This is a genomic window from Aequorivita sp. IT1282, assembly GCF_058068205.1.
The window spans coordinates 128,342-154,479 of record NZ_JBYRHR010000005.1; the positions used below are offsets into that span (position 1 = coordinate 128,342).

Consider the following 26,138-nt stretch of genomic DNA (forward strand, 5'->3'; position numbering starts at 1 on the left):
ACTTATAAATATAAATCCTCTTCATTCAAAAAATCCCATTGCTCCATATCTCTTGATAGCCTCTTGCCTATCACTTTCTCAAATTCCGAAGCATTAATTCCATAACCTTTTGGCTTTTTAGATTCCAAATCATCAAAAGATAGAATATGATTTTTCTTTAATGATTTATTTACAGCTAAACTCTTTTCAAAAATACTCTTCAATTCTGAAAAAATAGAATTGGCAGTTTTATCTATTGGATTATTTAAAGCGTCGTATATAGTTTTCACACTATTCACCAATCGTGTAATTTCGTCAATCTCCAAAGAGGACGAGGCATCTGGGCCTGTATCGCTATTTCTATCCAAAACCACGTGAAACTCCAAAATTTCTGCTCCTAAAGCTACGGCTGCAATACAGGTTTCAATTTTAGCAGAATGGTCTGAAAAACCAATAGGCACCTCATATCTCTTTTTTAATTCTGAAATAACATTCAGACCATAATGCTCGGGTTTAGTAGGATAACTCGTAGTACATTGCAGTATAGCAAAGTCACAGCCTCTGGCTTTTAGAAAAGCGACTGTTGCGTCTAGCTCTTTAAAGGAACTCATGCCTGAAGATAAAATAATTGGCTTTTTGGTTGCGGCAATTTTCTCCAACAATAAAAAATTAGTTACTTCGCCAGAACCTATTTTATATCTTAAAACCCCCACCTTTTCCAGCAAATCTACGGCTGCGTTGCTAAAAGGCGAACTCATAAATTCTAAACCAACTTTATCACAATGTTGTTTTAACTCTTTCCATTGATCGAGTGTAAATTCCATACGCTTCCAATAATCAAAACGTGTTACATCTTGTTTTGAAAATTTTACTCTAAAAGGTTCATAAATGCTACTTTCTGCATCAGCTATATGGGTTTGGAATTTTATAGCATGAATTCCTGTTTTTGCCAATGCATCAATATACTCATGTGCAGTAGCTAAACTACCACCATGTGCTTGGGCGATTTCAGCAATTATAAAACTCATCTATTAATGATTGGAGTTATATGGTTTCCAATAGATTTTCGCATCTGGTAATTTACTGAATTCTTGAAACTCTTTAGAGGGTAATCGATTACTATTTATTATTAATTTAGGTAGGTGCAAAAACACATCAAAAAGAGCTTTAATTATAGCTATAGCCGCTTTAATATCTCCTTTAAACACTTTTGTTTTTAATTGAATACATAACGTATATAAAATTCTTCTTGGTATCAATTTTATCGGATAGAATAAAAAATACAAATACCATCCAGATCTTAAAGATCTGCGAAATCTGGTTGAATAATCATCTTGTTTTGACCTCTGTTTAATATTTACGCGATGATGTACTAAAACTTCTGGATTATAATATATGTGCCAATCTTTTTTAAATAATTGAAATGCTGCATAATCTTCTTCTCCATAAAAAATGAACCAAGCTGGATAATTCGGAATAGAAGTCCAAGCTTCCATATTCCATACATGACCGCAGCCTACAAACCCTTTAACGCGCTCTATTTTTTCATATTTTAGGGTATTACTGGGTATATCTAAATCCCAATAAATACTAAATGCTTGTAAACCACACTTTGGATATTTTTTGAATAATGCTTCTATACTCTCCAAAACATCATTAGATAGGAAATGTGCATCATCATCTAAGGATATTGCATATTTTGCCTTTGTTAAACTTAACAATTCGTTTCTACTAGCAATAAGTCCCTTCGATGCTGTATGATTAATCACGGAAATATTAGGGTAATTCTCCTTTAAAAAGGTATAAGTCCCATCCGTAGAACCATCAATACAAATTAAAAATTCAATATCATCTCTTAAATAATATTCCTCTAAAGAATTTAATGTATTCTTAAGCTCATTAAGACGGTTATATGTAGTAATTAAAATTGAAAAAATCAAAATATTTAATTTTCTAAAATTTGGTTAAGCTGGGTTTTAAAATTATCATCACTAAAGTAACTTCCAAAAGGCATAAAAACTTCATTTGACTTTAGTCTATTATCAATTAAAATTTTTAATTTTTCTTTTATATCTGAAACATCATTCATATCTGCAATACACCTTTCATCAACTATAATATTTCTCAATTCACTTTTTTTAGGGGAGATACATAATACAGGCTTATTATGATTTGCAATAAATGATGCCTTTCCTACGAGTACATTACAGTAAAGTGGTCCATTCTCAAGAATAATATTAATATCACATTGATTTATTTGTTCATTATAAGAATTTGAAAAATTTAACGTGTCTAATATTTTTATATTCTCATTAGCGCTAAAATCCTGCTTTAATTTTTCCGTACCAACTCCTTTAACTCTTAAAAGCATTTCTGAAACTTCTTTGTATACACTTTCCTCTTCTAATAATTCTTGGTATGCCAATAATAAGTTATATGCATTTCGCCCAAACATTAAAGCTCCTTGGTATGTAATACAAACTTTTCTTGATTTTATTAATACCTTCGAACTGTCTGAAGCATCAAATACAGAGGAATCAAATTGATGTGGTAAAGTATAAAATTTCTTTTTATATGCATATAAACATTTAAGGTCATGAGACATATATTGGGCAGTACTAGAGCATGTTCTTGCCTGATTTACAACCTCAATAACTTGTTTTAAGCGAAAAAAATCTAAATTTGTAACTTTCTTATTATAACCAACATACCAGGCTAAAGGATATGGGTCATGAAAAATTATATTTGCTTTTTTTAATATTGGTAAATTCTGGGTTGCTAATATAGTTTCATGTTCTGTACCAGAGCTTGATATAAAAATATGGTCATAAACTTGATAATCTATTTTAGCAATAATTTCTGAAAATTTTTTTTGTATATAGCGTTCATTCAATGAAATATGAAATAACCTCCAATAGAAACGATTAAAAAAAACAATAAATTCTGGTATTTTAATATTTACAATATGCTTTTTTATAGAATCAACTGGAAGTAAATCTAATCTATCTTCAGTATCTTCATGAATTAAATAATGCACATCAATTATAGATTCGGGGTAAGCCTTTCTTAGTTTAGCTATAAAAGATCGTCTTCCTATGCCCGCACTTGTACCTCTAACTCTTAAATCTTGTACTATAACTAAAAACTTCATTTATTTAACCTTTTTTTTAGCTGATACTTATAAATCTTATAAAAGTATAAGCGCAATGGTAATTGTTTATAAAACACCTTCCACTTAATCTTCTCTAATAATGTTAAATTGAGAGTTGAAATAATTCTATCGTATAAATTATACTGTTTATAATCTAAAGAAACTTGAATAAAATAGCGTAGTATTTCATTCGTAATCAAATCTTTTTGCTTTAAGTTTTGAACCATTAAAACAGTGGCATCTGCGTATGACTTTAAACTACTTTCCTTTCTAGTACCAAAATCACCTGTTACAGAGGTAAACGCATGTTTTCTTGCAAAATAAAGCGATTTACTTATAGAAATTCCTTTATTAATAGATGTTATAATACGTGCATAAAGCTCCCTCTCTTCTGCACACTTTAAATGTTCTGTATATCTATGTGTGATATAACACTCCTTAGTCCACATAACTGCACACGAATTAAACTGAAGTTCATTTTTTAGTATCCTATTTATGTCATTTTTATCTATATAAAATGAGGTGTAATCTTTTGAATAATCAAATCTATAATCATAATCTCCAGTAAATGTTTCTCTAATATATCTACAAAAAGGGATATTTTTTGTAGATAGCTCATCCACACAGATTTCCAAATTTTGTGGATGTGTTATATCATCATCATCAAAAAATATTATATAATCACCTTTAGCTAAATCTATTCCAAAATTCCTACTTCCTGGCAAGCCTTTTTGATATTTTGAAGTCCGCTTTAAATACTTAAATCTATTATCTTCAATTAAAAGGGGTTTTAAAATATCTTCAGTATTGTCTGTGCCACCATCGTCTATAATCAGACACTCCCAATTTTCAAAAGTCTGATTTTGTATAGATTTTAGAGATTCCATTATAAATTGCGCCCTATTATAGGTGGCCATAATAATGGATACTGATGGACCTAAACTCATTTAAAAATTGTTTTTATTTTTCTCAAAGGCTTTAAGATTAAGCTTCCTAATCTAAATTCTAATCGATTTCTATTTTTTATTTTATCTCTTTCCTCGGTTTCAATTATATATATGATCTGATCTATAAACTCATTGTAATACTTCACATATAAATCTTTATGTTTAAAATAAATAAACTTCAATAAACTATATCTTGCTTTGTTTGCCTTTGATGTAGTGGTATCTTCTCTTTTTCTGTAATTATACAGTGGTTCTTTTATAACCTCGGCTATTCCTCCATTACTCAATAAACGGATATAAAATTCCCAATCCTCTAAGCCATTACGCATGCTTTCATCATAATTTCCACATTTTACCCAATCTTCTTTTTTAAACATGGCAGAGCCTAAAGCACTATTTGATGTTAAAAAATTTTTTATATCTCCTCCTCTTGTTTTTCGAATGTAATTTTCCTTTTCTTTTTCAAAAATTAAATTAGCATAACAGGTAACTAATTTAATATCTGAGTTATTATTAAATAAATTCAACGCTTTACTAGAAAACGTATTCTCAAAATAATCATCACTATCCAGCACTAATATAAAACTTCCATTGGCTTGTTTTATACCATTATTTCTTGCTGTACTTTGCCCTAAATTCTCTTGGGTAATTAGTTTATCTATTTTATGTTCTAAACTTTTTAAAACAAGTTTAGTTGCTTTATTAGAACCATCATCAATAACAATTATTTCTTTATAAGCGTACGTTTGACTTACTGCAGAGTCAATAGACTGTTCAATGAATTCTGCGTCATTGTAACAAGGGATAATTATTGATATTAAATCGTTATTCTTCAATTAGCTCTTTAGTTTTTCTTTAACCTCTTTTATCGCATATAACCATTGTGAACCAAACTTTTTATCAGGTTCTAAATAATTTCCTTCAGCCCATTCATTCCATGATTTAATAATAACAAATTGAGGGTTTTCTGGATTGTTCAGCAATTCCTTCACAGCAGCTTCTAAGTGTGTTTTCCAAGCAATTGGTGTTGCATTTTTAAAAATTAATGATTTTTTACCACTCCTTGGTGAATTATCCCAGTTAGGGAATACACAAGGTATATATTTTTTATTGAGAAACTTTACATTAAGGTTTGACACACCTTTAGCATAATCAAAAATTAGTGGGTTATTTCGTTCACCTATACTACGTGAAGGCCAAATTAAACTCTTCAATTTAGATTCAACTTTACCGAAAAAACAATTATCAGGAAAAAATGATGGTTTTTTATATCTCATTTTAAAAAAAACGTCTAAACCAACTTGGCCATCAATATTTGAATTATTTAGTTTTAAATCATCAATAGATGTTGCAGTTGACACTAAGTATATCCCATCAAAACCCGCCTCAATTGCTAATATATTAAATACTTTAATAAATATATTTAAGTCTGGAATGTCATTTAGTTTATATATATGAAACATAGGTTTATTATTTAAAACTATGTACCTAGAGTCTTTAAAAAATGGCAGCAAATAATTAAAATAAGCTTCATAATCCTTTTCGCCATTATAAGTTTGTTCAATTAAAACCTCAGGATTATCCAAACCATGCCAAACACCTTTCCAAGTTTCGTTTGCCCAACAAAAACAGAAAGGGATATCAATGCTTTTATTTTCTAGCATTCTTTCTACCGGCTTTTCTAAAAGCATTTTTCCTTCACCAAACCAATATTGATAATAAATAAACCCATCAATACCATTTGCTAGTGCTAATTCTGATTGTTTTTCTTGAATTTCGGGTTGTTGTAACAAATCATAATAACCTAATTTTCCTGGAACTATTGGTTGATAATGATTCTTAAATAATGGCTTTGCTTTATTTACATTGGTCCATTCAGTAAATCCTTCTCCCCACCACAGATCGTTCTCAGGAATTGGATGGTACTGAGGAAGGTAATAAGCCAGAAATTTTATTGGATCTTTCTCTTTATTCACTTTTCATATTTTTTTAGCATACCAAATATTGTAAAGCCTAAAAACTTTTTTAAAAAAGCATCAATAACGAACTTTTCACTTTTTAAATTTTTCTGGAAAGATCGTTTCATCTTGGTTGTTTTTTCGGTAAGATGATGAAAAGAACCATAATATCGCACGAAAAAATCGGCGTGCTTAACGCTCAAATATTCTAAAAGTTCATTACTCTGTTTATCGCTAATCGAAGTCAACATAGAATTGGATTTTATTCTATAGTAAAAGCCCAAATAATCCAATTTTACAACTTTTCCTCCGCTCTTCAAAAGCGCGATATAAAACTCCCAATCTTCCCAACCATATTTCATTTTCGTATCATATCCTCTAACATCCCACCAGTCTTCTTTTCTAAAAACAGCAGAACAAAAAATCATATTGTTACGACTCAATTCCTTTAGGGAAAAATCGGGCAATATCCACTCACCACTTTCTTCTTGAAATTTTTCAGCTACACAATAGACTAATGTATTATTTTTGTCTTTTCTAAAAGCACCAACTGCATATTCTATATATTTACATGCAATTTTATCATCTGCATCCAAGGGAAGGATTAAATGCCCACTTGCTTTTTCAATACCAAAATTTCTTGCATTCGGAAGACCACCGTTGGTTTTATAAAAATATTTGAAACGAGAATCCCTTGCTACCCATCGATTTGAAATTACTTCTGTAGCATCATCACTACCATCATTTACAATTATGCATTCCCAAGATTGGAATGATTGGGCAAAGACAGATTGAAGCGCATCATTCAAGAACTCAGCCTGATTGTAGCAAGGGACGATAATTGAAATGTCGTTATTCATATCTTACCGACCAAAATTAAAATCAAACTTTTTACTTTAAACTGAAACCTATAAAATGGTCTTTTCAAAAAAGATTGACATAAAAAATAAAACTTCGAAACTCTTTTTTCAGAAAACTTCAGTTTTTCAAACCTGCTCAAGTAGTAATCTACTTGATATTTTGAAATATATTCCTGTGTATAATTATTAATTTTGAATTTGTTTTTCTTTCTTCTCCTATATGCCGCGACAATTGCGTAAAAATGCCAATATTCAGCTTTCCAAAGATTTTCGTTCTGTGAAATACTGTTTTTATTCACACGATAGCGATACAATATCTTATCGATAAAAATCTGAACGCCCTGTTCTTCCATTTTATAGTAAAGATCCTGATCTACGGCTCGCAACATTTTAGGATCAATACCTATGGATTTATCATAGGCTTGCTTTGTAAATGTAGCAAAAGCTGTAAAAGCACCCTTGCCATAAGTTAAATAGGATTTTCCTTTAGGTATTGAAGCGCCATTCTTACCGTTAGAGATTGTGTTCATTTGCAAATCCACAAATTCGTACTTAGACGTAATTATCGACGCATTATTTTTCTTATGAGCCTCTACCATTATTTGTATTGCATCTTTATACAAAGAATCATCAGGATCCAAAAACCCCAAGATTTCACCATTTGCTAATCTCGCGCATTTTGCTTTTGTATAACCACAACCTTCATTTTTCGAATTTTCAAAAAAATTAAACCGTGGGTCATTTCCAATAATCTCTTTCATAACTGAGACGGAATCATCAATTGAACCGTCATCGATAATTATTACTTCCCACTCCTTATAAGTTTGGGATAAAATGCTTTTATAACAGTCCATAAAGAAATGACCATTATTGTAATTTGCTACAAGTATTGAGAAAAGCATTTTCACATCTATTTTATCATTATTACAATGCATTCCTGATTTTCATACGTCTGATCCAAAATAATATTTAGTGTCTCTCCAATAGGCGGCGCGGTTAATGGTAGGCATGATGCTAGAAATTAACGAAGACATATTACTTGACAGCAATAAACATAGGACGAACATTATTATGATTATCATTTTCATCATCCGAGTTTCCTATAAATTTGACTGAAGAAAAACCAGCGTTTTTTAAACCACTAATAACAAATTCCTTATTGGTTCCTGCGTTTCCTTCAAAAAACAACGTTTCTAAACATAGTTTACCTAACAATTCCAAAAGTCCAGTTTTGTCTTGTATATGTTCTATAACTGCTAAACAAAAAACCACTTCGTAGCCATCTTTCAATCTATCCAGACATGAAGCACTTTCAATGTCAAATTGCTCGAAACTAAGATTATAGTTTTTATAATTTAATTTCTTAATTGTATTTGAAATTTTCACTTTATCCGAATCATATTCAATACCTAAAGCAGAATTTGGATTCATTTTCATTACTTCAAATAGAATTGCACCAACATTACTCCCAATATCCAAAACATTTTTACCTTCTATGTTGCTGATTTCTATTTCGTATTTATTTAATCTTTTTTTTGTATCTCTTTGACCAATATCGTTGTTAACTTGAAGAAATTCCAAATCAAAAGTGGAATAAATAAGTTTATTTATCAATGTATGTCTTCCGTCTTCATCACTTCTTCGAGTAAAAAAAGAGTTTGAGATAGTGTATAATTCGTCTATTAAATATTGATGGAACATTGTTTTTAAATCAATGAGATCCCTTATGTTAAAAGTACTTTTTAATGAGTATTTATCTTCATTCATTACACATGCATTATTTGTCCGATAGGGAGACTCTAGACCTGTTCCAATTATATCATAGGACTCGAAGAACTTTAATCCTTCAACTAGATTATGCGCTGTTTCAAAATCAATGATTTTTATCCCATTGGGAGTAACAAATATATTCTTTGAATGTATGTCACAGTGAGCAATACTTTCTGAGTAAATATCCAACAAGCAAGTTATAATATCACCAAGTATCTTTGTTCTTTCGATACTATTTTTGCTAGAAAACTCAAATTGATCTAAACGGAAATTATTATCTATGTATTCTAATATAAGATAATTATCTCCAATCTCAAATAACTGAGGTAACCATTGATATTTTTTAAATTTAGAGTAAATATTCGCTTCATTCTTGAATGCTTCGATTGAGTGAGTATCATTTTCCCACGATTTTTTTATCGCTCTTCGACCTTCATATTCGATTAATTCAACATAGGTTCTCTGGTTGGTGTAAGATTCACCTATTTCAATTAACAGCTTATCTTCAGACTTATAAAGTAATCCGTTCTCTTTACCGAACCTTTTTTTATTTATAATTTCATTATATCGATGTTCATTTCTATTACCAATTATTCTCCACTTTTCAGAGCCGACAATTGATAAAGCTGGCACTTCTCCTGATACCACTGTACCCATGCCTATTATACAACCATCCCCAATAACAGTTCCAGGAGTAATACATACATTCATTCCAATCCATACATTTTTTCCGATTATAACCTTCTTAATAACCATCTCGTCATTATAAGGAAGTATATCAGCATCATAATTGTGGTTTACTGTATAAAGTACTAAATTCCTGCTAATATGTGTATTATCGCCTATAACCAAACCTCCTTCTGATTTTATGAAAGCATTGTTTCCAATATGTACATTTTGTCCTATTTCAATTTTAGAAGGATCAGAAATAACAATTTCTTTACCCCAAAAAAAAGAATCCTCACCCATTTTCCCAATGGAATTAAATAATCTTCGTGAGTTATTCTTTTTTCTCTTTTCTGTTTCGTGGATTATATAGTTTAAGTATCTACGAATGATTTTTTTTAAAATTCTATCGATCATTTTCATTATTCCCAGTTTTGATTAACTAGAACCGATTGTACCGAGGATGCAGGTATTTTTCCCGAATTATAATAAACACCTGTATCAACTTCTATATATCCCGCTTGTTTAATCCTGTGATAAGTGGTAATAAAGTCCTTTAAAATTAAATTATAGCTGTAGGAACCAGCACTAAATGGCAATTTATCTATTATACAATAGATATAGGTCTTCCCCTGTTTTATTGTATAATAATTTTCAGTCAGGTCGCTTCGATATGAAGTTAACATAATTTCATTTAAGTTGAATATGCCTATGCCAACATAACAATTTTCAAAGGTATTAGAGGTGATATTTGTAACTTCAATTTTTATTTTTACATATTGTCCAGAAATAAAAACGTTACAAGGCGTATCATCGCTATTTAAAAATTCAACATTATTAATAACCGGATGAGATTTATCGACTTGAAAATCCTTTATGAAAAGTCCTTTATTAGTAATCCCCGATTGGATGTAATTCTCAACAATTTTATTGGTCTCACCATAATCTAAAATCTTGCCGTTTTCCAGTATTAAACATTTTTTAGTTAATGCTAATATAGAACCCATATTATGACTCACAAACAAAACCGTTCGCCCATCCCCTCTACTAATATCCTGCATCTTCCCAATCGCCTTTTTCTGGAACTCAGCGTCCCCAACTGCAAGCACCTCATCTACCACCAATATATCTGGCTCTAAATGGGCTGCCACGGCAAAAGCGAGGCGCACGGTCATTCCGCTGCTATAACGTTTTACGGGGGTATCTATATACATTTCGCAACCGGAAAAATCTATAATTTCATCAAGCTTGGCGGTTATTTCTCCACGGGTCATCCCGAGAATGGCGCCGTTAAGGTAAATGTTTTCTCTGCCTGTTAGCTCAGGGTGAAAGCCGGTACCTACTTCCAATAAGGAAGCTATTCGCCCTTTTGTTTTAATAACGCCCGTTGTTGGGCTGGTAACTCTTGAGAGTATTTTAAGCAGCGTAGATTTCCCTGCGCCGTTTTTCCCGATGATACCCAGCACTTCGCCTTGCTGCACCTCAAAATTAATATCGCGCAGCGCCCAAACATAGTCCGATTTGGCTTTACTGCTTCTATCATTCACCGCCCCAATCTTTAAATACGGGTCTTCCTTCCCACGGATGCTGTGCCAAAACCGATTCAGGTCATGCGAAAGCGTCCCCGTCCCCACGTTCCCGAGACGGTATTGCTTGCTAATATTTTCGGCTTTTAATATTGTCATTGGTTTCTTAATCAACTCTTATTTTTCTCTCGCAATGGCGCAAAGAATACAGTTATTTCTCGCTATTTTCGTTTCGCGCCTTCATAGGATTACTTTGCGGCTAACCTCTTTTTCCAAAATTCAAAATTAAACAATCTTCAGTAACTCTCACATCTCAAGTCACATATCTCAATACTTAGTTTAAACCGTATCAATAAATGATTTCTCCGTCCTATTAAAAATCACTAAACCTATCAGAAACAGCGCCACGCTCACCGCCAAGGTATAGAAAAACCCAAGCCAGCTAAAACTTCCTGTATCTAAAAGCATATATCTAAATCCTTCAATTATTTGGGTAAGCGGATTATATTCCACAAAATCTGCTACATAACCCGGTAGTTTTTTTCGGGCTTCCGATAATGGATACGGCACAGCCGAAACGTACATCAATAATGAAACAGCAAAGCCCACCAACACGTTTAAATCGCGGTATTTGGTAGTCATCGAACTAATAATCATCCCCAATCCCAAACCAAGCAGCGCCATCATTAAAATATAAACTGGAAATAAGAACAAATGTAAATTCACACTTAAATCAGCTCCCTGAAATAAATAATAACAATAGAAAATAATAAATATCAGCAATTGAATTCCAAACTTCATCAAGTTGCTAATGGTGATAGACATTGGCATTATAACCCGTGGAAAATACACCTTCCCAAAAATCCCTGCATTGCTTCTAAAAGTATTGGAAGTGCCCGTAAAACAGGCAGTAAAATAGTTCCAAGCTGTAATCCCCGCAAGGTTAAATAAGAACGGCGGAATGCTGCCAGTACTTATACTCCCAAGATTATTAAACACCAAAGTAAAAATAACGGACGTAAATAGCGGCTGTATAAAATACCACAACGGCCCTAAAATGGTTTGTTTGTAAACGGTGGTTATATCACGCTTCACAAAAAGAATAAGCAAATCGCGATAGCGCCATACTTCTTTTAAGTTTAGGTCGAAGGCTTTTCTTTTTGAGGAAATCTCATAAAGCCAGGTATCGTTTTCTTGGGAAGTCAAATGTCTAATTTAATTGGGAGCTAAGATAGGAAATTTGCAAACACTTCTCTTCACTTTATTCAAGCTTAGCTTAGATCGGCATTAGCAAATAGGTTTTATATCTATTTATCATTTCAAAATAAAATTTGAAATTCATCTTGTTGAATACAATCGAAGAAATTATTGGAAACATTTTAAAAGGAAATGTTGAAGTAAATCAAAAATACCCAAACTATCGAAATAAGACAGAACCAAAAGTCCCCGCTTCGAAGATGAAAAACATCCCTCCCAGCCTCCCTTCGAAGGGAGGAGCAGATTTGGATATAATTTATAGATGTAGCTAGAATTAAAAATGCCATCTGTAATTCGAAAATGCCCCCTACTATCAATGTAAGCAAGGACTTAAAAGTCCCCGCTTCGAAGAGGGGATTTAGGGGAGATGTTCGCGAGGTTGCAACCAAAGTAACAACGTCGAAACAAACAAAAACATCCCTCCCAGCCTCCCTTCAAAGGGAGGGGCAGATTTGGATATAATTTATAGATGTAGCTAGGATTAAAAGTGCCATCCTTAAAGCGAAAGGACCTCCTACTATCAATTTAAGTCAGGATCAAAAGTCCCCGAATCGAAGCTGAAAAACATCCCTCCCAGCCTCCCTTCAAAGGGAGGAGCAAGATTCTGAATTCATTTGTGATTTGTAGTACGAATCAAAAGTCCCCTCTTTGAAGAGGGGATTTAGGGGAGATGTTCTACGTATTTTCTTTAATATAATTTCTAATTGTCACCAAAACGTAGTCCATATTATTTAAAATTTCATTGTTAGAGAAGCGCAAAAACCGTAGACCCTCTTTCTCCATTTTCCCTTGTCTCTCCGCATCTTCTAAAAAATTATTGTCGTGCACGCTGCCATCGATTTCTATTACCAATCCAATTTCGTGGCAATAAAAATCAACTATATAATTCAATATTGGAACTTGTCTATGAAATTCTATTCCCAAGGACTTCTTTCTAATTTTATCCCATACCAATTCCTCACAAGGGGTCATATTCTTCCGAAGTTCCCTTGCCATAAGTTTAAGATGCTTATTATATGGAATGATCTTGTTAGCCACATTATAAAGATATAAAAAACATCCCTCCCGGCCTCCCTTCGAAGGGAGGGGCTGATTTGGATGTAATTTATAGATGTAGCTAGAATTAAAAATGCCATCTGTAATTCGAAAATGCCCCCTACTATCAATGTAAGCAAGGACTTAAAAGTCCCCTCTTCGAAGAGGGGATTTAGGGGAGATGTTTGCGAGGTTACAACCAAAGTAACAACGTCGAAACATGCAAGAACATCCCTCCCAACCTCCCTTCGAAGGGAGGGGCAGATTTGGATATAATTTATAGATGTAGCTAGGATTAAAAGTGCCATCCTTAAAGCGAAAAGACCTCCTACTATCAATTTAAGTCAGGATCAAAAGTCCCCGCTTCGAAACTGAAAAACATCCCTCCCAGCCTCCCTTCAAAGGGAGGAGCAAGATTCGGAATTCATTTGTGATTAGTAGTACGAATCAAAAGTCCCCTCTTTGAAGAGGGGATTTAGGGGAGATGTTACTTCCTCTTAATAAACTGCTTCGCTTTAGCCACAAACCCAGACGGCTTTGCCTTATCGTGATAGCCAGTTCCATAATTTCCATAAGATCCGTAGCCATAGCCGTAACCATAACCGTAGCCATATGCCCCACCAGTTTTCTCGATATAATCATTTAGCACTATGCTAATATGTTTTACTTCGCCAGTTTTATACTTTTCATTTACAAAGGTGAACATATTCTTATGTGTATAGTTGAATCGCGCTAAATAGAGCGTGGCATCAACGTGTTTCATCAGTTCCAACGAATCGGAAACAATCCCTAAGGGTGGAGAGTCTAAAATTATGTAATCATAGCGTTCTTTTAGGCTTTCAATAAGTTCATCCAATTTTTCGCTAATCAGTAATTCGGAAGGATTTGGCGGAATTGGTCCAGAAGTAATTACATCTAAATGTTCAATTTCTGTTTTTTGGATTATGCTATCAATATCTGCCTCATTTATCAGATAATTCACCACTCCCATATCATTAATTATATTGAAATCGCCAAATATTTTAGGCTTACGAAGATCAAGACCAACCAATACGGTTTTCTTTTCGCTTAGCGCAAATACCGATGCTAGATTAATAGAACAAAACGTTTTTCCCTCCCCACTAACCGAGCTAGTTACAAGTACTGTTTTAGCGCCCTTAATTCCTTGTTTTTTATATATAAACTGTAAACTTGAACGCAGTGCCCTAAACCCTTCAGCAATGGCAGATTTTGGTTGTGTTAGTACAGCTAAGTTACCATCTATCTGGCTTTTCCCAATAATTCCTAATAAGGGAATAGCGGTAATGCGCTCCAAATCTTTCACTTTGGTTATTTTGGTATCGAAAAATACACGAAGGAACACGATAAAAAACGGAAAGAAAAATCCGAGAAGCGTCGCCATCATATAATTCAACTGAGTGTTGGGGCCAATTTGTCCACCGCCAGTATCCTTAGCCGTATCAATAACCATAACGTCGCTAACATTGGCAGCCTTCACTAAACCTGCTTCGCTGCGTTTCTCAAGAAACATATTATACGTACCCTGACTAAGATTGTAGCGACGCTCAATTTTCAAAAGATCTTGTTGTTCCTTCGGAAGTTTTCTAATCTGTCCTTCAAATCGACTTAGGTCACGATTAATAGCGTCAAGTTCCTGATTTTTTAAACTTTTTGAAGAGCGAAGATTCTCTAATAAAACAGTTTTAACGGCATTAATCTGTCTGTCAATATCTTTAAAAATGGGAGCACCCTCTTTAAATGAATATTGAAGTTTATTACGTTCCTCTGCTAAAGCAATTATTTTGCCTACACCAGATATCACACTAGCCTCAGATATTCCTGCCACAGATGGCGCCGGAACGTTTTTATAATCTGTACGGTTTGTAAGGTATTCCTCTAGCATATTGTAATAATTAAGCTCACGGCTAGCGGCTTCCTTGCGAAGGTCTAATTCGCTTAATTTTGTATTTATTTCAGTACCCTCTTCCTCAAGATTGAAGATGGCATTTTTATCTCTAAACTGATTTAACTCGTCTTCAACTGTAGACAGTTCAGCTGATTTTACGGCAAGACTACTATCAATAAACCGTATTGTTTTAGTGGCGAATAGATTTTTTCGCTCTAACATATCTTCGCTTAGCACTTGTACCGAAGTATTCAAATAATCAACCAATTGGGCTTTATTATCGCCAATGAGTTGCATTTTCAAAACAGAAGAACCTTTGCTTTCTGCATCAACGCGAATACCCGAATATCTTTGCACAATACCATCAAAACTTCTAAAGACGAAATAATAAGGGGTTCCCGGATTCGATATTACATCTGGGTTTGGCATAAAAGTACCATTGAAAAAAGGCAACTTTATACGATCCCCTATTTTGAACGATTGCATAAACGTGCCTGCATCTACAAACTTACTACTGGTTTCTTTTGTGCTATAATTTTGTAAATTGATATCTCCACCTTCTTCAAATGAAACGCTTAAATCGAAATTAACCGAATCTTTAAAAACCACTTTTATTTGCTTGTTCAGCATTTGTGGCATTGTAGTGTCCGCTTCAACTATAAATGGTGTCTGCTTATAAGCGTTTACTTGTTGGTATTTCCCTTCCTTTAAATATTCCAAATAAAATCCCAAGCGCTCTACAACCTTTTCGTTGTGCGATCGTGATCTTAATGAAATAACAGCTGTATTAACTTTGTCTGTAGTTCCACCCCAATTGAATGTTAGACTGGTTGTGCTTGTGAAAAAAGGATTTTGGTCATCTTTTATAGAAAGAAGATTCTCCATTTGATAAACCGGAAGTTTCCGCACGTTTACATAATACGCAACCGAAAATGCAATTACCAAAGAAACCACAAACAGAGGCCAATGTTGTAACAACCGAAAGAGAAAACCTTTGAAATCAAAAGTAGTGTGGGCTTCGTTTATTTCGAATTCGTCACTCATATTTTTATAATGTGGTAAACAACAATATTGTAGTAACCAATACAGTTGTGATTGAAATAATGGTTGTGAAAGATTGAATTCCAGTGGTGCCGGTACCCAAAGCTTTTTGTGGCAACGGATTTATTAAAATTAAATCGTTGGGTTTAATATAATAGTAAGGCGAATTCATTGCTTCCAATTTTGTTAGGTCTATGTGGTGCACCTTCTGCCCTGCAGGATACTGACGGATTATAACTACATCACTTCGGTCGCCCGTTATATTAATATCGCCGTTATTGGCGATTGCCTCCATTATACTCACTTGGTCCCTATAAATAATATTTGAACCCGGACTTCCTATTTCGCCATTAATTGTATATCGAATTCCAGCCAGTTTCACTGTAACAAATACGTTCGCCTCCTCCTTAAAATAATCTCTTAATAAAATTTCTTCCAGCTTTTCGCGAACCTCATCTACCGTATAACCCAGCACATTCATTTCGCCTAAACTAGGAATACGAATATTTCCGTGGTCATCCACAACAAAACCATCATAATACAATCTTTCTTCACCCGTAGCATTTGGGTTCGCATCATTAATTGGGTTAAAAATTCCAACGGTTTCCTGGTCCAAAGCTTTAACACGAATACTTAAAAGATCGTTTATTTGAAGTCTATACGGTTCCTGTCTTTTTCTTAAAAGCGCCAAAGTATCTGTCCCGCTTGTGTTTTCCTGCAAATAGGTAAGCTGTTTGGTGGTTACACAAGAAGAAACGCATAACACGACAATCAAAAATAGCAATACATACGTAAGCTTCATAAAGGAAAGGGTTGATAATAGACAAATATAGAGTAACGCATTAAATAATGAAACATATTTTCTAGTCCATTAGTCTACTTCATTTCGCTACTGCAATTTAATCATTATTTAATATTTAAATAACACGGCTCCTTGCCTACCTATTTACTTTCGGGAATTGTTTGAAACCCTAAAATTTTAATATTACATGCCACGTACCAAAAAATTTAGTTTTGCTTTTTTCTTTCTTTCTGCAGTCTGTGTTTTCTTCTTTTACTCATTTTCTCCATCAACTAATGAATTCACAAAACTCAGTTTTCTTCAGCAAGAGACTTCAAACTTTAAAAAAACAACGGAAGCCTTAGAAAAAGTGGCAACAGATTTCAAACTAGGAAAAACAAATCAGGATTCCCTTCAAAAAGCTGTGCTAGTTGCGCGAAACCAATACAAAAAAATTGAGTTCTTCCTCTCTTTCCAATATACAGTTTACGCCAACGAACATTTTAACGGTGCGCCTTTGTTACATATTGAACGCGAAAACACACGCCCCGCAGTTTTGGAGCCAGAAGGTTTACAGATTTTAGACGAATTAGCTTTTTCGGAAGTTGCATTTTCTGAAAGAACAAAAATCGCAGCCCTCGCCACTAAACTGAAGGCGAGCTATGGCAGGCTCTACGGCTCAATTCCAAAAAATAAGAACTTTTTTAAAAATGACATTGCCGCAATGCGCCTGCAATTAGTTCGCATTTTTTCTATGGGAATTACAGGTTTCGATACGCCCGGTTCGTTAAACGCTCTTCCCGAAACGGAATCTTCATTGAATGGAATGAAGGATTATTTTTCTGAAAATTATCAAAACCCCACTATTGTTTCCCTTTTTGAAGGGGCAATTTCAAACTTGCAAAAAGCAGCGTCGTTTGAAACTTTTGACCGTTTAGAATTTCTAAAAAAATACATAGACCCACTTTATAAAAACTTGGGAGAACTTCAACCTTCAAAAAAAGATGCTTCATTAATTAACACAACTTCTTGGAACCCGGAAAGCAACTCCATTTTTGCTGCAGATTTTTTAAACCCTTATTTTTTCACCGGGTTGAAAAAAGAAGAAGACAATGCACAAATGAAGATGTTAGGCAAAGATCTTTTTTATGATACTTCCATCAGCAACAATGCGCAATTGAGCTGTGTTTCTTGCCACAACCCGGACAAGGCCTTTACAGATAATGTTCCACAATCTACTAGCAATGTGCAAGGGGAAACAGTCCTTCGTAACGCACCAACACTACTGAATGCTGTTTACGCCGACAGATATTTTTACGACTTGCGCGCTTTTACTTTAGAGCAACAAGCGGAGCATGTTATTTTTAATGAGGACGAATTTAATACGGCTTATAGCAACATTTTGGAGAAGTTGAACAGCGATGAAAAGTATGCTAAGAAGTTCAAAATCGTTTACGGAAGAGGGGAAATTACACGTGAAAAGTTTTCAAAAGCCTTAGCTTCCTATGTGCTTTCCCTCACTTCTTGGAATAGCAAATTTGATAAATATGTTCGTAATGAATCTGAAGTTCTTTCTTCCGAAGAGAAAAACGGTTTCAACCTTTTTATGGGAAAAGCGAATTGCGCCACTTGCCACTTCGCTCCTACTTTCGCAGGTTTAGTGCCGCCTTTTTTTAGTGAAAATGAAACAGAAATATTAGGTGTTTTAAAAAATCCGAATGCGAAAACAAAAACCCTCGATACCGACGAAGGAAGAATAGCGAGCAACATTATTAGCGAAAAAGCGTGGATTTATGAAAAATCATTTAAAACTACCACGGTTCGCAACGCTGAATTCACTGGGCCGTATTTCCACAACGGCGCGTACGAAACTTTGGAAGAAGTAATCGATTTCTACAACGAAGGCGGTGGCGCGGGCTTAGGCCTAAATGTGGTAAACCAAACCCTCGCCCCAGACAAACTGGATTTAAGCGATATCGAAAAAAAGGAATTGATTGCGTTTATTAAAACGTTAAGCGATACAAATTCCTATAAATAACATAGTGTCTCACTTAGCGCAGTAGAGGTGCTTACTAAAAAGGACTTCCACTACACTCAAACTGACGCTTTTACATAAACTACTCCTTTTTAATCGCTATTCAGAAAGTTTAACTAGAACCATTCTTCATCTTAGGAATTTAGTAACATCCCTACCAAAGTCTTTACCCAACCTTAAACCGTCGTTTACTGTAAGGCAATCTGCCAAATATACTTTTACACTAATTAATCAAAACCCTTTAAACAATTAGAAATGAAAAAAAAATTCCTATTAGTTAGTTTACTAATGTCCATCCTTACTGGTTTTGGCGTTGCAGCCGAAAATCGGGAGGTTCCTAAAACAAACACGGTTTGTGTAAATGGAACTTCGGAAAATCTTGCAATAAACGGAGTATTTCCAATTCCTGCTATGAGCGAATGGAAATACAACGACACTGGTGTTGACCTAGGCACCTCTTGGAAAGATGTTGCTTTTAACGATGCCGCTTGGACTTCTGGAAACGGAATCTTCGGCTACGGTGATAGTGTTGAAACCACTACCTTGAATTTTGGCCCAGATTCAAATAACAAATACCCTACCTACTATTTCAGAAATACTTTTGATATCGCTGATGCCTCACAATTTATCGATCTAATTTTTGATGTTCGCCGTGATGACGGAGTGGCTGTTTACGTAAATGGTTCCGAAGCTTTTCGTATGAATATGCCCGGGGGAGCAATTACTTATAATACTTATGCTTCTTCAACTGTGGGCGGCTCCGATGAGTCTACTTACTTTCAACAAGCAACTGCGAATTTATTGGTAAATGGCACAAACGTTATTGCCGTGGAACTTCATCAAGCATCTGCGAGCAGCAGCGATCTTGGTTTTGATATGGCGGTTAGTTCAACTGTTGTACTTCCTCCTTTGGAACCAACTCCTTATCCAGTAGCAAAAGACAGCCGTTGGAGATATTTGGATAACGGAACAAGTCTTGATGCCGATAACTGGACAGAACTTGCGTACGACAATTCCACTTGGGCCAATGGCTACGGAACTTTGGGCTACGGTGATCCTGTAAATACCAATATTTCGTTTGGTCCAGATTCAAATAACAAATTCATCACTTACTATTTTACAAAAGACGTAGAAATTGATCTTACAAACGTTGCAGATTTTATAGAGTTTGGTATGAAAAGAGATGACGGAGCCATTGTGTACGTAAATGGTGTTGAAGTTTTCCGAGATAATATGCCGGCAGAACCGACAGATTATTTAACTACTTCTTCAACTATCATTGATGGAATTAATGAAAATATTTACTTCACCCAGCAATTGCCGAAAAGCGTTTTTGTAAACGGAACAAACCGAATTGCTGTAGAAATCCATAACCGTGATGGGCAGAGTTCAGATCTTCGTTTTGACATGTATATCAAGGATTATGAAGATCTTTCAGTAGATTGTGCTTCGCCACATATTGCTTGTTTCACTTCAATAGTGCCAACAGGACAAACCGATAAAATGATTATTCCAAGCGAACAAAATTTCCAGCAAATTTTGAAACAAGGAAGCGCCTACACCATTGGCGGTGGAACCGTTCCTGGAAATCACGATTTCACAGGCTATATAGCCGAAGGCGGAAGCAGTACACTTGGTCGTCTTTCAGTTAACCATGAAAATACTCCTGGTGGAGTTTCTATTGTGAATCTTCATTTAGACGAAACAACAAACCTTTGGGTTCTTGACGATACACAAGCGGTAGATCTTTACAACAGTGCTTTGGTAACAACAATTAGAAACTGTTCTGGTGGTATTTCACCTTGGGGAACAGCAATTACCGCTGAAGAAAACACGAGCGCAGGCGATGCAAATGGCGACGGCTACCAAGATGTGGGCTGGCTTGTGGAAATTGATCCAGTTACCGCACAGGTTATGGATTATGGAAATGGTCAAGAGAAACTTTGGGCAATGGGCCGTATGAAACACGAAAACGTAGTGGTAAGCAATGACCAAGTTACAGCATACTACGGTGAAGATGGCGGAACAGACTGTGTTTATAAATTTGTAGCAGATACTCCCGGCGACCTTACTGCAGGTACTGTTTATGTGTTGAAACTGGATTTACCACTTTCTGGAAACGATCCAAGTTCAGCCACTGCAACTTGGATTCAAGTTCCAAACACTACCCAAGCAGATCGAAACAACCTTTCATCTGTTGCAGGAGCCCTTGGCGGAACCGATTTCAACGGCGTAGAAGATTGTGAAATTAGCCCTATTGACGGAAAAATATACTTTGCCGCAAAAGGAAAAAATCGCGTTTACAGATTTAAGGACAACGGAAGCACTATTTCAGAATTTGAAACCTTCGTAGGCGGAAAATCATACGATTTGGATACAGACCAAGGTGTATTTACCGAGCCTTGGGGAAATGGGAACGACAACCTTACTTTTGACGACCAAGGAAATCTTTGGGTTCTTGAAGATGGAGGTAACAACTACATTTGGGTTGTGCGTCCAGACCACACTCAGAGTAATCCAAAAGTAATGCTTCACAGTTCTATGCCATCAGGGGCTGAGCCTACTGGTTTAACTTTTACTCCAGATTTTAAATACGGTTTCTTTTCGGTACAGCACCCAAGTGGTAGCAATACGCCACAACAAGATGCTACTCTTGGAGATGTTACTTTTGATAAATCTGCGACCGTAGTATTTGCGCTTCGCGGAGAAATAGGAATACAAGCTCCTGTTGCTAATTTTGTTGCAGACAATGTGGTAATTACCGAAGGTGAAACAGTAACTTTTACAGATTTAAGCGAAAACACACCAGATTCTTGGTCGTGGATTTTTGAAGGAGGAACTCCTGCTACCTCAACAGATCAAACGCCTGTAGTTACCTACAGCACTCCTGGTGTTTATGATGTTTCCTTAATTGTTTCAAACATTGCAGGAACAAGCAACGCCGAAGTAAAAACTGAATATATCACGGTAGAACAGATTTTGGGTGTTAACGATAATAACACTTTGGAAAACTTATCAGTATATCCAAACCCTACAAAGGGTGAAGTTACTTTGGAATTGAATTCCACCGATGCCGGAAAAGCAATCACTATTGAAGTGTATGACCTTTTGGGAAGAAGCCTTTACAGCACAAATGCTGAAACAACAGGTGGAAACCAAAAAGTAGCACTGGATCTTTCAAATTATACTGCGAACAACAGTGTGTTGATTTTGAACATTCAAATTGATGGCAAAAACGGCCAATTCAAAATATTAACAAGCAACTAACGAAGCAAGGATTAAAAGGAAAAGGATCGGTAATTTTTATCGGTCCTTTTTTCCATTTAACATAATTCATTTTAAAAATCACAAAAATGACCCACTCCCCTAAAAAGCGTCTTTTAAGAATCACTATCTTTTTGTTTTTAGCCTTTGGCATCTACAACTCAGCTATGGCCCAAAATGCAAATCCTTTGGAAGCCCCCGTTTACGGAAGCATTCACGATGCGGTAAAAGATAAAAATGCTACCCAGCTAAACTTGCGCGACCATCATTTATTTTATGTTTCAGATTCAATTGGAGAGCTAAAAAATCTTCGCTTTCTCAATTTAATGGGAAATAATCTTGAAACTCTGAATGCCTATATTTTCAATTTAAAAAAACTGGAAGTCCTCAATTTAATGCTGAATTCTCTAAAATACATTCCACAAGAAATTGACCAATTAAAAAAATTAATCCGTTTAAATCTTTCTAATAATGAAATAGCCGAAGTTCCTTCAGAAATAAGCAAACTGAGAGACCTTCGTTTTCTTCACCTTTCATTTAATTACATCACCGTACTTCCAGAAAGTATCAATAAATGCAAGAGTCTGGAAGTTTTGGAACTAGATAACAACCAACTAAGCTATATGCCTACTTCTTTTTTTGAATTGAAAAACCTGAAATCGCTAGATTTGGGCTACAACCAATTCAATGAGTTTAATGACCAATGGACCCATTTAAAAAAATTGGAAGAGCTAAATTTAGAATACAATCAATTGCAGTATTTCCCAAAGGAACTTGGATCCCTTCAAAATTTAAAAACCCTTATTCTGAATGACAATAAGCTAAGGATACTACCCGAAGAACTCTCAGAGTTAAGCCAATTAGAACTGTTGATAGCTTCAAATAATCAATTAAAAAAAATGCCGGAGCATCTTGAAAATCTTAAAAACCTAAAAACCTTGATCTTAGTAGGAAACCCAATCGCTGCTTCGGAAAAAGAACGAATTAAAAGCTTGCTGCCAAATTGCAGTGTATATTTTTAAAAGCGTAAAGACATTCCCACAAATTATTCACTAATCATTAATCATTTACAGTACTTTTGCCGAAAATACAAACCGTGAATTACCTTTCAGTAGAAAACATCTCCAAGTCCTTTGGCATGAAGCCTTTGTTTGAAAACATCTCCTTCGGAATAAACGAAGGACAAAAAATAGGCTTCGTAGCAAAAAACGGAACTGGGAAAACCTCGCTTCTAAATATAATCGCCGGAAACGATAAAGCCGACAGCGGAAATGTTGTCTCTCGAAACGGCCTAAAAATTGCCTATTTGCCACAGGAACCAGATTTAAATCCTGCGTTAACGGTAGAGCAAACTATATTTTCTTCAGATAATCCAATTCTGAAAATAATTGAGGCATACGAGCACGCCATAGAAAATCCGGAGGAGGCTGAAACCTATCAAAAGGCTTTCGACGCCATGGACGCCCATCACGCTTGGGATTTCGAAACGCGTTACAAACAGATTCTTTTCAAACTAAAATTGGAAGATCTGCACGCAAAAGTAGCTACACTAAGCGGTGGACAGAAAAAACGTTTGGCTTTGGCCAATGCATTGCTCACCACTCCAGATTTGTTGATAATGGATGAGCCTACCAACCACTTGGATCTGGAAATGATTGAGTGGTTAGAAAATCTTTTCGCTAAAGAAAATTTCACGCTGTTTATGGTTACTCACGACCGTTACTTTTTGGAACGCGTTTGTAACGAAATTGTGGAATTGGACGAAGGAATTCTTTATAACTATAAAGGAAATTACAGCTACTACTTAGAAAAACGCGATGCTCGAATAGAAAACGAAGCTACCGAAACGGGGAAAGCGAAGCAACTCTTCAAAAAAGAATTAGACTGGATGCGCCGCCAGCCAAAAGCGCGAACTACAAAAAGTAAAAGCCGAATTGACGATTTCCACGAAATTAAGGATCGCGCCAGTAAACGCAGAAACGACCACGAAGTTCAGTTAGAATTGAATATGGAGCGCATGGGTACCAAAGTGGTGGAACTTCACAAAGTATCAAAATCTTTTGGTGATAAAGTGCTGCTGGATAAGTTTGAATATAACTTTAACCGTGGCGAACGCGTTGGGATCATTGGGAAGAACGGAACCGGAAAATCTACATTTTTAAATATTTTAACCGGTGCCTTAAAACCAGATTCTGGCAAAGTTGTGGTTGGTGAAACCGTGAGGTTTGGGTATTACACCCAAGCCGGCATTAACATTAAAGATGGCCAGAAAGTAATAGATGTTATCAAAGAATACGGCGATTATATTCCGCTGAAAAAAGGTAAAATAATATCTGCATCGCAACTTTTGGAACGTTTTCTCTTCGACCCAAAAAAGCAATACGATTTTGTTGAAAAGCTTAGTGGTGGTGAACGCAAACGACTTTATTTATGTACGGTTTTAATTAAAAATCCAAACTTTTTAATTCTCGATGAACCTACCAACGATCTCGATATTGTAACCCTAAATGTTCTGGAAAGTTTTCTATTAGACTTTCCTGGCTGTCTGCTGGTAGTGAGTCACGACCGTTACTTTATGGATAAAATTGTAGATCACCTTTTTGTTTTCAGAGGCGATTCTGAAGTAGAAGATTTCCCCGGAAACTATTCAGATTTTAGATCTTATGAAGACAGCAATATTCAGGAAAAACGCAATGCTAGTGAAGCAACTCCAAAGAATAAAAAAGATTGGAAACAAGATTCAAGCCCTGCAAAACTGAATTATAACGAGCAAAAGGAATACAACAAACTAGAAAAGGAAATAGTGAATCTTGAAAAAAACCGCGAGGAACTTCAAAATAAATTTGCAACCGAAAACTGGGATGGTGCCGAAATTGATAAGCAATCCATAAAACTTCAGGAAATTATGGATAAAATTGAAAAACAAACCGAGCGCTGGTTTGAGCTATCAGCAAAGATGGGAGAATAAGTGGTCAGTGGTGAGATTTTAAAAAAACTTTCGCCCTCTGCGCCTCTGCGGTTGAAATAGCACCGCCGAAACGCGAAGGGAGCAGAGAAAAGTTTCCTCTAGTTTGAAAAAATATTGGTGCTGCGATTTATCAATTAATTTTTTACCATTAACTTTCCCTCGTGATTCATCAGTCCAAAAGTTTTATAAAATTTGTTCGGCTTTCCAAAAACAAGCACGGGGTTCATTCGCCATTTGTGTATGATTTGGTTACAAAATGTTTTAACGACAAAACAATTTACCCTGAATACGAAATATTAAAAAAGCACCGACGAGCGCTCCGGAGTGACATTTCCATGGTGGAAATGAAGGATTACGGTCAAGGTTCCCGAGTGTTTAAAGGCAACGCCAGAAAAGTTTCTGCTGTGGTAAAAAACGCTGGAATGAAGAAGAAACGCCAAAAGTTGCTATTGCGTTTGGCGAAGTATTTTAAAAGTGAAAACATTTTGGAACTTGGAACTTCACTGGGTTTAGGAACAGTTGCACTTTCACTTTCAAATGAATTTGCCGCGATTCATACCGTGGATGGCTGCCCAAATACCTTAAACAAAGCGCAAGATTATTTTGAGAAATTCAACTTGCATAATATACAAATCCACCAGAAAATATTTAAGGATTTCCTCTCAGAAAACGTTACAGAAAAATACGATTTAATTTTTATAGACGGCGACCACAATGGCGAACGAACTTTGCAGTATTTCAATTCACTGTTAAACAATGTTCACAATAATTCAATTATTATTTTTGACGATATTTATTGGAGCAGAGATATGACGCTGGCATGGCAGAAAATAATTGCTGATGAGAATGTTACGGTAAGCATAGACACTTTTCAATGGGGAATGGTTTTTTTCAGAAAAGAGCAACCAAAACAACATTTTATTATTAGGGTTTGAGTTTAGAAGAAAAATAATTGTTTTTTGTCCTTTGTGATTTATTTGAAATTTATTTGTTT

General features: G+C 35.2%; 19 protein-coding genes. 5 read left to right on the forward strand and 14 right to left on the reverse strand.

Annotation, left to right across the window (positions count from 1 at the left end; all coding sequences use genetic code 11):
• Positions 1 to 2: 2 nt before the first annotated feature.
• The 14 genes from AC3RVG_RS12065 to AC3RVG_RS12130 all read right to left on the reverse strand — a co-directional run bounded on the left by AC3RVG_RS12065 (position 3) and on the right by AC3RVG_RS12130 (position 16,898).
• Positions 3 to 1,007, reverse strand: coding sequence for an N-acetylneuraminate synthase family protein (locus tag AC3RVG_RS12065; protein ID WP_489691717.1), 1,005 nt, complete (start codon positions 1,005 to 1,007; stop codon positions 3 to 5).
• Between the two features lie 3 nt (positions 1,008 to 1,010).
• On the reverse strand, positions 1,011 to 1,919 hold the full coding sequence (locus tag AC3RVG_RS12070) for a glycosyltransferase family 2 protein (RefSeq protein WP_489691718.1): 909 nt from the start codon (positions 1,917 to 1,919) through the stop codon (positions 1,011 to 1,013).
• 5 nt (positions 1,920 to 1,924) lie between these two features.
• A complete protein-coding gene (locus tag AC3RVG_RS12075) occupies positions 1,925 to 3,130 on the reverse strand; it encodes a hypothetical protein (protein WP_489691719.1) in 1,206 nt (401 codons plus the stop codon).
• Positions 3,127 to 4,077 (reverse strand): glycosyltransferase family 2 protein, encoded by a 951-nt coding sequence (locus tag AC3RVG_RS12080; protein ID WP_489691720.1) that lies wholly within the window; start codon positions 4,075 to 4,077, stop codon positions 3,127 to 3,129. Before AC3RVG_RS12080 ends, AC3RVG_RS12075 begins: the two co-directional genes overlap by 4 nt.
• Positions 4,074 to 4,913, reverse strand: coding sequence for a glycosyltransferase (locus AC3RVG_RS12085; protein ID WP_489691721.1), 840 nt, complete (start codon positions 4,911 to 4,913; stop codon positions 4,074 to 4,076). Before AC3RVG_RS12085 ends, AC3RVG_RS12080 begins: the two co-directional genes overlap by 4 nt.
• The gene (locus tag AC3RVG_RS12090; RefSeq protein ID WP_489691722.1) at positions 4,914 to 6,053 is read right to left on the reverse strand and encodes a glycosyltransferase WbsX family protein; all 1,140 of its coding nucleotides are present in this window, start codon (positions 6,051 to 6,053) and stop codon (positions 4,914 to 4,916) included.
• The gene (locus AC3RVG_RS12095) at positions 6,050 to 6,895 is read right to left on the reverse strand and encodes a glycosyltransferase family 2 protein (protein ID WP_489691723.1); all 846 of its coding nucleotides are present in this window, start codon (positions 6,893 to 6,895) and stop codon (positions 6,050 to 6,052) included. Before AC3RVG_RS12095 ends, AC3RVG_RS12090 begins: the two co-directional genes overlap by 4 nt.
• Entirely contained in the window at positions 6,892 to 7,830 is a 939-nt protein-coding gene (locus tag AC3RVG_RS12100; protein ID WP_489691724.1) for a glycosyltransferase family 2 protein, read from the reverse strand. Before AC3RVG_RS12100 ends, AC3RVG_RS12095 begins: the two co-directional genes overlap by 4 nt.
• Before the next feature lie 100 nt (positions 7,831 to 7,930).
• A complete protein-coding gene (locus AC3RVG_RS12105) occupies positions 7,931 to 9,754 on the reverse strand; it encodes a DapH/DapD/GlmU-related protein (protein WP_489691725.1) in 1,824 nt (607 codons plus the stop codon).
• The gene (locus tag AC3RVG_RS12110) at positions 9,754 to 11,016 is read right to left on the reverse strand and encodes an ABC transporter ATP-binding protein (protein ID WP_489691726.1); all 1,263 of its coding nucleotides are present in this window, start codon (positions 11,014 to 11,016) and stop codon (positions 9,754 to 9,756) included. The genes AC3RVG_RS12105 and AC3RVG_RS12110 overlap by 1 nt, the downstream gene beginning before the upstream one ends.
• Positions 11,017 to 11,196: 180 nt before the next feature.
• Complete coding sequence (locus AC3RVG_RS12115; RefSeq protein WP_489691727.1) at positions 11,197 to 12,063, reverse strand: ABC transporter permease; 867 nt, start codon at positions 12,061 to 12,063, stop codon at positions 11,197 to 11,199.
• Between the two features lie 726 nt (positions 12,064 to 12,789).
• Positions 12,790 to 13,152 carry an endonuclease domain-containing protein gene (locus AC3RVG_RS12120; protein ID WP_489691728.1) on the reverse strand — a complete coding sequence of 121 codons (363 nt, stop codon included), beginning with the start codon at positions 13,150 to 13,152 and terminating at the stop codon, positions 12,790 to 12,792.
• A gap of 484 nt (positions 13,153 to 13,636) precedes the next feature.
• Positions 13,637 to 16,099 carry a polysaccharide biosynthesis tyrosine autokinase gene (locus AC3RVG_RS12125; protein ID WP_489691729.1) on the reverse strand — a complete coding sequence of 821 codons (2,463 nt, stop codon included), beginning with the start codon at positions 16,097 to 16,099 and terminating at the stop codon, positions 13,637 to 13,639.
• 4 nt (positions 16,100 to 16,103) lie between these two features.
• Positions 16,104 to 16,898 (reverse strand): polysaccharide biosynthesis/export family protein, encoded by a 795-nt coding sequence (locus tag AC3RVG_RS12130; RefSeq protein WP_489691730.1) that lies wholly within the window; start codon positions 16,896 to 16,898, stop codon positions 16,104 to 16,106.
• Between the two features lie 187 nt (positions 16,899 to 17,085).
• Between AC3RVG_RS12130 and AC3RVG_RS12135 the strand changes: the two genes are divergently transcribed.
• The 5 genes from AC3RVG_RS12135 to AC3RVG_RS12155 all read left to right on the forward strand — a co-directional run bounded on the left by AC3RVG_RS12135 (position 17,086) and on the right by AC3RVG_RS12155 (position 26,079).
• Complete coding sequence (locus tag AC3RVG_RS12135) at positions 17,086 to 18,915, forward strand: cytochrome-c peroxidase (RefSeq protein WP_489691731.1); 1,830 nt, start codon at positions 17,086 to 17,088, stop codon at positions 18,913 to 18,915.
• Between the two features lie 252 nt (positions 18,916 to 19,167).
• Positions 19,168 to 22,179 carry an alkaline phosphatase PhoX gene (locus AC3RVG_RS12140; RefSeq protein WP_489691732.1) on the forward strand — a complete coding sequence of 1,004 codons (3,012 nt, stop codon included), beginning with the start codon at positions 19,168 to 19,170 and terminating at the stop codon, positions 22,177 to 22,179.
• 86 nt (positions 22,180 to 22,265) lie between these two features.
• On the forward strand, positions 22,266 to 23,198 hold the full coding sequence (locus AC3RVG_RS12145) for a leucine-rich repeat domain-containing protein (protein WP_489691733.1): 933 nt from the start codon (positions 22,266 to 22,268) through the stop codon (positions 23,196 to 23,198).
• A 74-nt stretch (positions 23,199 to 23,272) separates the two neighbouring features.
• The gene (locus AC3RVG_RS12150; protein WP_489691734.1) at positions 23,273 to 25,144 is read left to right on the forward strand and encodes an ABC-F family ATP-binding cassette domain-containing protein; all 1,872 of its coding nucleotides are present in this window, start codon (positions 23,273 to 23,275) and stop codon (positions 25,142 to 25,144) included.
• Positions 25,145 to 25,305: 161 nt separating this feature from the next.
• Positions 25,306 to 26,079 carry an O-methyltransferase gene (locus tag AC3RVG_RS12155; RefSeq protein WP_489691735.1) on the forward strand — a complete coding sequence of 258 codons (774 nt, stop codon included), beginning with the start codon at positions 25,306 to 25,308 and terminating at the stop codon, positions 26,077 to 26,079.
• Positions 26,080 to 26,138 lie beyond the last annotated feature (59 nt).